At 67.3% G+C, this 9,858-nt stretch carries 9 protein-coding genes; 2 read left to right on the top strand and 7 right to left on the bottom strand.

Annotation, left to right across the window (positions count from 1 at the left end):
- The 7 genes from VFL64_RS22625 to VFL64_RS22595 all read right to left on the bottom strand — a co-directional run.
- The coding region (locus tag VFL64_RS22625) for a Bug family tripartite tricarboxylate transporter substrate binding protein (RefSeq protein ID WP_489542646.1) at nucleotides 1–672 on the bottom strand (672 nt) is incomplete at its 3' end.
- A 103-nt stretch (nucleotides 673–775) separates the two neighbouring features.
- Entirely contained in the window at nucleotides 776–1,873 is a 1,098-nt protein-coding gene (locus VFL64_RS22620; RefSeq protein ID WP_489542645.1) for a porin, read from the bottom strand.
- A 166-nt stretch (nucleotides 1,874–2,039) separates the two neighbouring features.
- Nucleotides 2,040–3,323 (bottom strand): TRAP transporter large permease, encoded by a 1,284-nt coding sequence (locus VFL64_RS22615; RefSeq protein WP_489542644.1) that lies wholly within the window; start codon nucleotides 3,321–3,323, stop codon nucleotides 2,040–2,042.
- A gap of 9 nt (nucleotides 3,324–3,332) precedes the next feature.
- Entirely contained in the window at nucleotides 3,333–3,821 is a 489-nt protein-coding gene (locus VFL64_RS22610) for a TRAP transporter small permease (RefSeq protein ID WP_489542643.1), read from the bottom strand.
- Nucleotides 3,822–3,849: 28 nt separating this feature from the next.
- Nucleotides 3,850–4,818: a TRAP transporter substrate-binding protein gene (locus tag VFL64_RS22605; protein ID WP_489542642.1), complete on the bottom strand. Its 969-nt coding sequence runs from the start codon at nucleotides 4,816–4,818 to the stop codon at nucleotides 3,850–3,852.
- A 40-nt stretch (nucleotides 4,819–4,858) separates the two neighbouring features.
- Complete coding sequence (locus tag VFL64_RS22600; protein ID WP_489542641.1) at nucleotides 4,859–5,776, bottom strand: SMP-30/gluconolactonase/LRE family protein; 918 nt, start codon at nucleotides 5,774–5,776, stop codon at nucleotides 4,859–4,861.
- Nucleotides 5,773–6,591 (bottom strand): NAD-dependent epimerase/dehydratase family protein, encoded by an 819-nt coding sequence (locus VFL64_RS22595; protein ID WP_489542640.1) that lies wholly within the window; start codon nucleotides 6,589–6,591, stop codon nucleotides 5,773–5,775. The genes VFL64_RS22600 and VFL64_RS22595 overlap by 4 nt, the downstream gene beginning before the upstream one ends.
- 285 nt (nucleotides 6,592–6,876) lie before the next feature.
- Here VFL64_RS22595 and VFL64_RS22590 point away from each other — a divergent pair, with 285 nt between their 5' ends.
- Both VFL64_RS22590 and VFL64_RS22585 read left to right on the top strand, forming a co-directional pair.
- Nucleotides 6,877–8,724, top strand: coding sequence for a pectate lyase (locus VFL64_RS22590; protein WP_489542639.1), 1,848 nt, complete (start codon nucleotides 6,877–6,879; stop codon nucleotides 8,722–8,724).
- Nucleotides 8,725–8,836: 112 nt separating this feature from the next.
- Nucleotides 8,837–9,580, top strand: coding sequence for a FadR/GntR family transcriptional regulator (locus VFL64_RS22585; protein ID WP_489542638.1), 744 nt, complete (start codon nucleotides 8,837–8,839; stop codon nucleotides 9,578–9,580).
- Nucleotides 9,581–9,858: the final 278 nt, after the last annotated feature.

Genomic DNA, 9,858 nt, shown 5'->3' with positions numbered 1-9,858 from the left:
CGCCTTGCCGGCCTGGATGTGCGGCAGGGCGACGGTCACGGTCTCGAAACTCATCGGGATCTGGCCGCCGATCACGTCTTGCACCGCCGGGGCACTGCCCTTGTAGGGCACGTGCGTGAGTTCGGCGCCGGCGATCAGCTTGAAGAGTTCGCCCGACATGTGCTGCGAACTGCCTTGCCCGGCCGAGGCGAAGGCGATGCTGCCGGGCTCGGCCTTGGCGGCGGCGATCAGCTCCTTCACGTCCTTGTAGGGCTGGGCGGCGCCGACGAGCAGCACGTTGGAGATGCTGCCGAGCAGGATCACCGGCGCGAAGTCGGTGGCCGCGTTGTACGGCATCTTGGGTTGCAGTGCGGGGTTGATCGCGTGGCTGGCGATGGTGCCCAGCAGCAGCGTGTAGCCGTCGGGTGCCGACTTGGCCACCGCATCGGCGCCGATCACGCCGCCGGCGCCGGCCTTGTTCTCGACGACGACGGTCTGCTTGAACGCGAGCTGCAGCTTGTCGCCGATGGTGCGGGCGAGGATGTCCGAAGTGCCCCCGGCCGCGAAGGGCACCACCAGGCGGATCGGCTTGGCGGGCCAGGTCTCTTGCGCGAGCGCGAGGGAAGCGTGGCCGAGTGTCACGGCGGCGAGCGCCGTGAGGACGAGCAGTGGGCGGCGGCGCAGGAACATCATGTGGGTCTCCTTGAATGAAAACCGCCCCGGGGCCTGGCAAGGTTTGCGCAGGGCCCGGGGCGGGAGGAGGAGGGTTGTCGCGTAACCCTTCTTGCCTACCTTCTTACCAAGCCATGCGCAGGCCGGCCTGGAACACCTGGGACTCGCTGATGCGATCCTTCAGGTCACCGGTGGAGAACGAGTAGCCCGAGTACAGGAAGGTGTTCTTCGACAGGTTGTAGCGCACCGTGCCGGCCCCCTTGCCCAGCGAGGCGCTGCGGCCCGCTGCACTCTCGTAGTCCATGTCGGTGAAGTTGACGCCGAACTCGAAGGCGCCCACCGGGAACACCGCACCGAGCGTGTAGCCCTCGATCTTGTCGGCCACGAAGGTCGGGGTGGCCCCGCCGACGTTGACCGTCAGGTTGCTGCCGATGAACGCGCCGTTGCCCGAACCCAGGCGCAGGTCGTCGTTCTTCTGGTAGCCGGCGTGCAGGCGCATGAAGCCGAAGTTGTAGTTGCCGCCGAGCGTCAGCGACTTGTTGATGTTGTCGCCGGTGGCGCGCGCCTCGTTCCACTCGTAGCTCAGGCCCACGTTGATGGGGCCGGCCTGGTAGGCGGCCTTGACGCCCTGGAAGCGGTCGGCCGTGCCTTCGCCCGGGGCGATCTGGCCGGCCAGGTAGAAGCCGCCGAAGCTGGGGGTCTGGTACTGCAGCACGTTGTCGGCGCGCGGGGCGTTGAGCCAGAAGGGCAGGTTGCCGCCCATGTTGGTGACGGCCGTGCCGGTGTTGTTGACGGCCGCGTTGCCCCAGGGGGTGGCGTAGGACATCACGGAGTCTTCCAGGATGTACTGGCGGCCCAGGCGGATCTCACCGAAGCTGGCGTGCGACAGCCCGACGTACACCTGGCGGCCGAAGGCGCGCCCGCCCTGGGCGAGGTTGCCGTTGTCGGCGGTCAGGCCCATTTCCATCAGGGCGTTGGCCTTGAGGCCACCGCCCAGGTCTTCGGTGGTGCGAAAGCCCAGGCGCGAGCCGTTGAAGCCGTTCTGTGTGCCGTCGACCAGCTTCCAGACATCGGTGCCGCCGAGCGCGTCACCGGCCTTGAAGTTGTTGATGGCCAGGTCGATCAGGCCGTAGGCCACGACGCTCGATTGCGCCTGCGCGGCGCCCACGGCCAGCAGCGCTGCCGTGGCCAGGATGGTTCTTTGGATGATGCGGGTGTGCATGCAGATCTCTCCTCGATTGATGGTTGTGCCGTTGGACTTGTGGTCGTGCAGCCTGAGGGCTTTGCCTGCGCGCGACGGCGGGCGCGTGCGGGCTTGGGAAGGAGCGCGTGAGGGTGAGCGGGTAATTCTTACGCTGTAACTGACCAGTACCAGTACGGGCTACCCCTCACTGCAACAAAAGGTTGGGTAACCACAACGAAAACGCCGGGACATACGTGACGAGCATCAGCGTGACGATGAGTGCGCCGTAGAAGGGCCAGATGGTGCGCATCACTTCGCCCACCGAAACGCCCCCGATCGCGCAGCCGACGAACTGCGTCGTGCCCACCGGCGGCGTGTTCAGGCCGAGGGCGCAGTTGATCAGCATGACCATGCCAAACTGGATCTCGCCCATGCCGTACTTCTGGCAGATCGGCAAGAAGATGGGCGTGCACACCAGGATGGTGGCGGCCATGTCGAGGAAGGTGCCGAGGATGAACAGGATCAGGTTCACCATCAGGAAGATCATCCAGGGCGTGGTCGTCATCGCGGCCAGCGCGCGGCCGGTGAGCTCGGGCACCTCGTACAGGCTGATGATGTAGCCGAAGGCGGCCGAGATGCCGATCAGCAGCAGCACCACGCCCGTCGTCTTGACCGCCTTGCTCGCCGCCTTGAGGAACTGCTCCCACTTGAGCGAGCGGTAGACCACGGCGCACAGCAGCAGCGCGTAGAGCACCGCGACGGCTGCCGACTCGGTGGCGGTGAACACGCCCGACAAGATGCCGCCCAGGATCAGCACCACCACGAACATGCCGGGCAGCGACGCCGCGAAGCTGCGCGCCACGATGGCCCAGCCGGGGAAGGTGCCCGCCGGGTAGCCGCGCTTCACCGCCACCAGGTAGGCGGCAGCGAGGTTGCAGATGGTCAGCAGCAGCGCCGGCATCAGGCCGGCCACGATCAGCTTGGCGATCGACACCTTGCCGCCCGCGGCCAGCGTGTAGATGATCATGTTGTGGCTGGTGGGCATCAACGCGCCCACGAGCGCCGCGTGCGTGGTCACGTTGACCGCGTAGTCGGCGCTGTAGCCCTCGCGCTTCATCATCGGGATCATCACGGCGCCCATGGCCGACACGTCGGCCACCGGCGAACCCGAGACCCCGCCGAACATGGTGCAGGCCACCACGTTGCTCATGCCCAGGCCGCCGCGCACGTGGCCGACCAGGCTCTTGGCGAAGTCGACGATCTTGTCGGCGATGCCGCCGTAGAGCATCAGCTCGCCGGCGAAGATGAAGAAGGGGATGGCCAGGAACGAGAAGGCGTTCATGCCCGAGGTCATCTGCTGGAAGATGACCGCCATCGGCAGCCCTTCGTACAGGATGGCCGCGAGCGCCGACAGCCCGATGGAGAACGCCACCGGCACGCCCAGGATGAGCAGGCCGAAGAAGGTGATGCAGAGGATCGTCAGTGCCATGTCGTCAACTCAGTACCAGGCTTTTTCGACTTCAACGCCTTGCACCAGCGCGACGATGTGCTCGATGGAGAACAGCACGATCAGCAGGCCGGCCGCGATCAGCGGCACGTAGCGGAAGGATTCGGAGATGTGCAGCGTGGGGATCATGTAGCTGCTCACCGACTCGAGCATCAGCGAGCACTGCCAGGCCATCAGCGCGCCAAACACGAGCGTGAGCACGTGGATGGCGATCTCGAAGGGCTTGACAAGCTTCTCGGGCAGCAGCGGCCCGAGAAGCTCCATGCCGATGTGCCCGGCGTCGCGCACCCCCACGGCGCAGCCGAGCATGGTGACGTACAGCACCAGCAGCAGCGCCAGGCTTTCGGCCCAGGTGGGGGTGTTGTTCAGCACGTAGCGGCCGAACACCTGCCACAGCACGGCCATGAGCAGCAGCACGAGGCCGAACACGCCGAGCTTGAGGCAGGAGCGCGCAATCAGCGCGCAGGTCTTGGTGAACATGGGTCAGTGCGGTGAAGAAGGACGCCTCTTACTTGGTGTCCTGGATGCGCTTGATCATGTCCTTGAGCTTGGGGTCGCTGATGAACTTGTCGTACACCGGCTTCATCGCGGCCTGGAAGGCGGGCTTGTCGACCTCGATGATCTGCGCGCCGCCGGCCTTCACCGTGGCGAGCGACTTCTCTTCACGCTCGTCCCACAGCTTGCGCATGTAAGGCACCGACTCCTTGGCGGCCTGGCGGATGGCCTTCTGGTCTTCGGCGCTCAGCGTGTCCCACACGCGCTTGGAGAAGAGCAGCATCTCCGGGGCCATCGAGTGCTCGGTCTTCGAATAGAACTTGGCCACCTCGAAGTGGCGCGAGCTCTCGTACGAGGGGTAGTTGTTCTCGGCGGCGTCGACCAGGCCGGTCTTGAGCGCGGTGTAGACCTCGCCGAAGGGCATCGGCGTGGCGTTGGCACCCATGGCTTCGAGCAGCGCCACCCACAGGTCGGACTGCTGCACGCGCACCTTCAGGCCCTTGGCGTCGGCCAGGGTCTTGATCGGCTTCTTGACGGTGTACATCGAGCGCGAGCCGCTGTCGTAGAAGGCCAGGCCGATGAAGCCCTGCGCTTCGCAGCTCTTCAGGATCTCTTCGCCGATCGGGCCGTCGAGCACCGCGCGCATGTGCTCCTTGGAGTGGAACAGGAAGGGCATGGTCGGCACGACGGTGGTCGGGCAGATGTTGTTCATCGGCGCGATGTTCACGCGCGTCATGGCGAGCGCGCCGATCTTGGTCTGCTCGATGGTGTCCTTCTCGGCGCCCAGCGCGCTGTTGTTGAACACCTTGATGCTGTGCTTGCCCTTGGTCAGCTCGGCCAGCCGCGTGCCCATGAACTTGACGGCGTCGACCGTCGGATAGCCGTCGGGGTGGATGTCGGTGGAGCGGAAGTCGGTTGCGCCGGCACTGGCGGCAAAGGCGCTGGCCAGCAGGGCGGCGATCAGGGTGCGGGTGGGTTTCATGGCTTGTCTCCTTCTGGGGGTGTTGCTGTTGGGTGGGCTGTCAGGTTGGAACGAGCGGGGCGATGCAAGGCAGCTCGGGCAGGCCCTGCACGCCGGGTCGCAGCGCGAGCACCGCGCCGTCGAGCGTGGCGTCGAAGCCGTCGGCCGGCTTGGCCGGGATGATCGAGGTGACGAAGAGCGTGTCGAGCGATGCGCCACCGAAGGCGCACATCGCGGGCTTGCTGAAGGGCAGGGCGAGCGTGCGGTCGAGCTGGCCGTCGGGCGTGAAGCGCAGCAGGCGGCCGGCGTCGTTGCCGCAGATCCAGTAGCAGCCGTCGGCATCGACCGCCGCGCCGTCGGGGCGGCCGGGGTGCGGCTTCATGTCGACGAACTCGCGGCGGTTCGAAAGGCTGCCGTCGTCGTGCAGGTCGAACTGCCAGATGCGCTGCACCGTGGGGTGCGAGTCGGAGAGGTAGAGCGTGTCGCCGCGCGGGCTGAAGGCCAGGCCGTTGCCGACGACGAGTTCGCTCACGATCGGCGCCGAGAGGCCTTGCGCGTCGAAGCGGTAGAGCGCACCGGCGGGCACGGCGAGCGACATGTCGAGCACCATGCTCGAGACCCAGAAGCGGCCGTGGCGGTCGCAGCGGCCGTCGTTGAAGCGCATGTCGGGGCGCGCGTGATGTGCCAGCGCGACGGTGCGTGCGCTGAGTTCAGCGCCTGCCTTCGGCTGCAGATGGAAGAGGCCGGTCTCCATGGCCGCCAGCAGGCCACCGCTCGCGTGCAAGGCGATGCAGCCGATGCGCTGCACGGTGGGCCATTGCGCGATGGTGCCGCTGACCGCGTCGTGGCGATACAGCGTGCGGCCTTCGATGTCGACCCACCACAGCGCCTGCTCGGCCACGGACCACAACGGGCTCTCGCCCACGCGGTTGCGGACCGGGCCCAGCACCTCGAAGGCAGGCGTCTCCACGGTGCTCATCCGAGCGGCCCCTTGGTGACGAATGCGCCACCCTGGTAGAGCGCGGCCGGGTCGGTGAGATCGATGCTGGGCTGGCGCGCCTCGACGGCGGCGCGGAACGGCTCCGAGCTGTCCTGCGGGCGGTAGCCGAGGTGGCGGGCGAGGGTGTTGTCCCACCAGGTGGTGGTGTTGTCCGAGACGCCGAAGACGATGCTGTGGCCCACGACCGGCGCAGTGAGGCTGGCCATCACCAGGCGCTCCAGGTCGTCGTAGCTCAGCCAGGTGGCGAGCATGCGGCGGTCTTTCGGTTCGGGGAAGGAGGAGCCGATGCGCAGGCTCACCGTCTCGATGCCGTAGCGGTCGAAGTAGAACTGCGCGAGGCCCTCGCCATACGCCTTGGACAGGCCGTAGTGGCCATCGGGCCGCAGCGGCGCGCGGGCGTCGATCACCTCGTCCTGCCGGTAGAAGCCGGTGACGTGGTTGGAGCTCGCGAACACGATGCGCTTCACGCCGTGCTGGCGCGCCGCTTCATACAGGTTGTAGGCGCCGACGATGTTGGCCTGCAGGATCAGGTCGAAGGGCTGCTCGGTCGAGACACCGCCCAGGTGCACCACGGCGTCGACGCCTTCGAGCAGCGAGAGCACGCCGGCGCGGTCTTCCAGCCGCACGGGGCGCAGTTCTTCTCCGGCGGCTGCAGCGCCCAGGTCGGCGATGTCCGACAGACGCAGCGTGTCGCAATAGGCCTTGAGGCGGGGACGTAGTTCGCGACCCAGCCCACCCGCGGCGCCGGTGAGCAGCAGGCGGGAGAAGCGGAGCGGCGTGTTGGCGGCAGGCATGGCGTTTCGAGGGCTGACGAAGGGAAGCGAGACAGGCGCGAAGTCGGCACGGCAAGCCAGCGTGCTGGCTTTTCAGCATGCTGTTGTAGGTTGTCGTACAACGTTCGGGATGGTCGTTGAAGGGGCAGGCGCCGTCAAGGCGGCTCACAGCCGGGCTTTCCCTGATGTCCGATACCTGGAAAGGGTTGCAGTTGGCGGCGCCGTTCCGTGCGATGACACTCCCGCGCTCAGTCATACGATGACCGATGACTGACAACCAGAGCAACGTACAGATAGGAGACTCCCATGAAGAGAAGAAATTTCGTCATGTCCTCCAGCCTCGCGCCGCTGGCGCTGACCGCCTGTGGTGGCGGGGGGGACGATGTTCAGCAGACGGCCGATGCGACCGCTGCCGGCACTGAGCGCATGCAGGCGCTGCAGGCCCAGCCGGCGGCCTCCGCGCCCACCGGCACCCAGGCCGCGGCGCTCGACGCGATGAAACGCGCCGCGAAGTTCATGAACGAGACCGTGTCCTACCGCGGCGGCTACGTGTGGCAGTACCTGCCCGACTTTTCCACCGTGTGGGGCGAGATGGAGGCCAAGCGCACCATGTGCTGGATCCAGCCGCCCGGCACGCCGACGGCCGGCCATTCCTTCCTCGATGCGTACCATGCGACGGGCCAGGAGTACTTCTACGACGCTGCCCACCGCACGGCCAAGGCGCTGGTGGAGGCGCAGCACCCGGCCGGCGGCTGGAACTACATCTACGACTTCGCCGGCGAGCGCTCGCTGCGCCAGTGGTACACCACCATCGGCGCCAACGGTTGGCGGCTGGAGGAGTTCCAGCACTACTACGGCAATGCGACCTTCGATGACGCGGGCACCGCGGTGTCGTCGCAGTTCCTGCTGCGCATGTACCTGGAGAAGCGCGACCCGCGCTTCCTGGTGCCGGTGCTGAAGGCGATCGGCTTCGTGCTCGCCGCGCAGTTCAAGGGCGGCGTGGCCGACGGCGGCTGGCCGCAGCGCTGGCCGGTGAACCCGAACGCGATCTCGTCGATGCCGCAACCCAACCCGCAGCAGCTGCCCGACGGCTCCTGGGCCGGCATGGAAGACGGCGACTACACCACCATGGTCACCTTCAACGACGACGTGGCGGGCGAGAACATCAAGTTCCTGCTGATGTGCGTGGTGGGCCTGGGCGCGACGCACCTCGTTCCCTTCATCCACCGCGCGATGGAATGCCTGCGCCGGCTGCAGCAGCCCGGCCCGCAGGCGGGCTGGGGCTTGCAGCATCTGGCGACCGACCGCGACGGCCGCCCGGCCGGTGCGCCCGCGGCCGCGCGCAGCTACGAGCCGCGTGGCCTGGCCACGCACACCACGCAGACCAACGTGCAACAGCTCTTCAACTACTTCCGCCTCACCGGCGACCGCAAGTACCTGGCGCGCGTGCCCGAGGCGCTCGACTGGCTGGAGACCTGCAAGCTCACGCCGCAGCAGATCGCCGAGAACCCGCTGCTCAACGGCCGCACCCACCCGACCTACATCGAGCTGGGCACCAACGTCGGCCGCTTCGTTCACCGCTACGGCTCCAACATCTGGAACGGCGCCTACTACTTCAACCACGACCACCGGGCGACGCTGAGCCACTACTCGGCCGGCCGCAACATCAACATCACCGGCATGCGCAACACCTACAACCAGCTCATGGCGATGACCGATGCGCAGGTGGCCGACCTGGTGGCGCGCTCGCCCATCCACAACAAGAAGCCACGCGCGCTGCCCACCTACTTCTCGATCCGCGAGGTCGACTTCCCCGACCTGTATCTGGGCGCGGTGATGACCACGCCGGTGGTGACCGAGGCGCAGGCGCAGGCCGTGGTCGACGACCTGGGCAGCAAGAACCACTGGCTGACCAAGCTGCCGCAGGTCACGAACGCCTACCGCGGCAACGGCCCGTCCACGCCGCACCTGGGCAACGAGTACATGAGCAAGCATGTGGGCGACGTGTACGACACCTCGCCCTACGACGCGGCCGACCCGCCGCGCATCGACCCCTATGTGGTGAAGGAGCAGCCGCTGGGCATCTCCACTGCCAACTGGGTGTCGAACATGGGGCGGCTGATCTCCTTCGTGGCGCCGGTCGTCGCACCCTGACGCACGCATGAGGGGAAAGCCCGGCCGTCCTGCGGCGGCCGGGCTTGCTACATTCCTGCCTGATGGCGTCGTCATACAACCCAGGCGCCAGCCCGAGAAAGAGACCCACTGCATGAACGCGCCGTCGACGCTGGCCCCTGTCAAACGCTCCAAGCCCCGCAACCTCGCGCTCGACGTGGTGGATGCGCTGACCGAGCGGGTGCGCGCCGGGGCGCTGGCCGTGGGCGCCAAGCTGCCCACCGAGGCGGCGATCATGGACGAGTTCGGCGTCAGCCGCACCGTGGTGCGGGAGGCGCTGTCCAAGCTGCAGGCCTCGGGCGTGGTGCAAACGCGCCATGGCGTGGGCACCTTCGTGGTCGGCGTGGGCGAGGCGAGTGCCTTCCGCATCGCGCCCGAGCAGATGGAGACCCTGCGCGACGTGATCGCGGTGCTGGAGCTGCGCATCGGGGTCGAGACCGAGTCGGCGGGCCTCGCGGCCTTGCGCCGCACGGACGCCAACCTGAAGGTGATGCGCCAGGCGCTCGACGAGTTCGCGGCTGCGGTGAGCGAAGGTCTGGATGCCGTGGCGGCCGACTTCACCTTCCATTCGGAGATCGCGCGGGCGACGCAGAACCCGCGCTTTGCAGACCTGATGGGAGCGCTCGGGATGCAGGCGATTCCGCGCGCGCGGCTGGATCCGGCGAACCCGGCGGATGCGGAGCGGCTGGATTACCTCAAGGGTGTGAACGGTGAGCACGAGAACATCTACCACGCGATCGCGGCGCAGGATGCAGAGGCGGCGCGGGCGGCGATGCGGACGCATCTGGTGAACAGTCGCGAGAGGCGGAGAAGGGCGGCGGCGTTGGCGGATCGCTGAACGTGGCTGTCGCCGCCCGTTCTGGCTGAGCCCACTTTGCACGCCGCCACCCGTTCGCACACCATAGGCCGCTCGGGCTGAGGTATCGAAGCCTTGTGGCTGCATTCGCATGAGGCTCTTGTTCACTGCGAGAGGCCGCGCCGGGATATGCGCCCGGCGGCGCACCTTCTTTTCTTTGCTTGCCCAAAGAAAAGAAGGCAAAAGAAAGGGCACCCTGCTCGCCGGTCGGCCTAGGGCCGACTGCTCTGCGCTGCTCGGTCATGGGGGCTCGCGCCCAA

The sequence above is a fragment of the Rhizobacter sp. genome (assembly GCF_035702065.1).
In the GTDB taxonomy this organism is placed as follows: Bacteria; Pseudomonadota; Gammaproteobacteria; order Burkholderiales; family Burkholderiaceae_C; genus Rhizobacter.
Note: the sequence above shows the minus strand (reverse complement) of the source record. Positions and strands in the feature narration are given on the sequence as shown.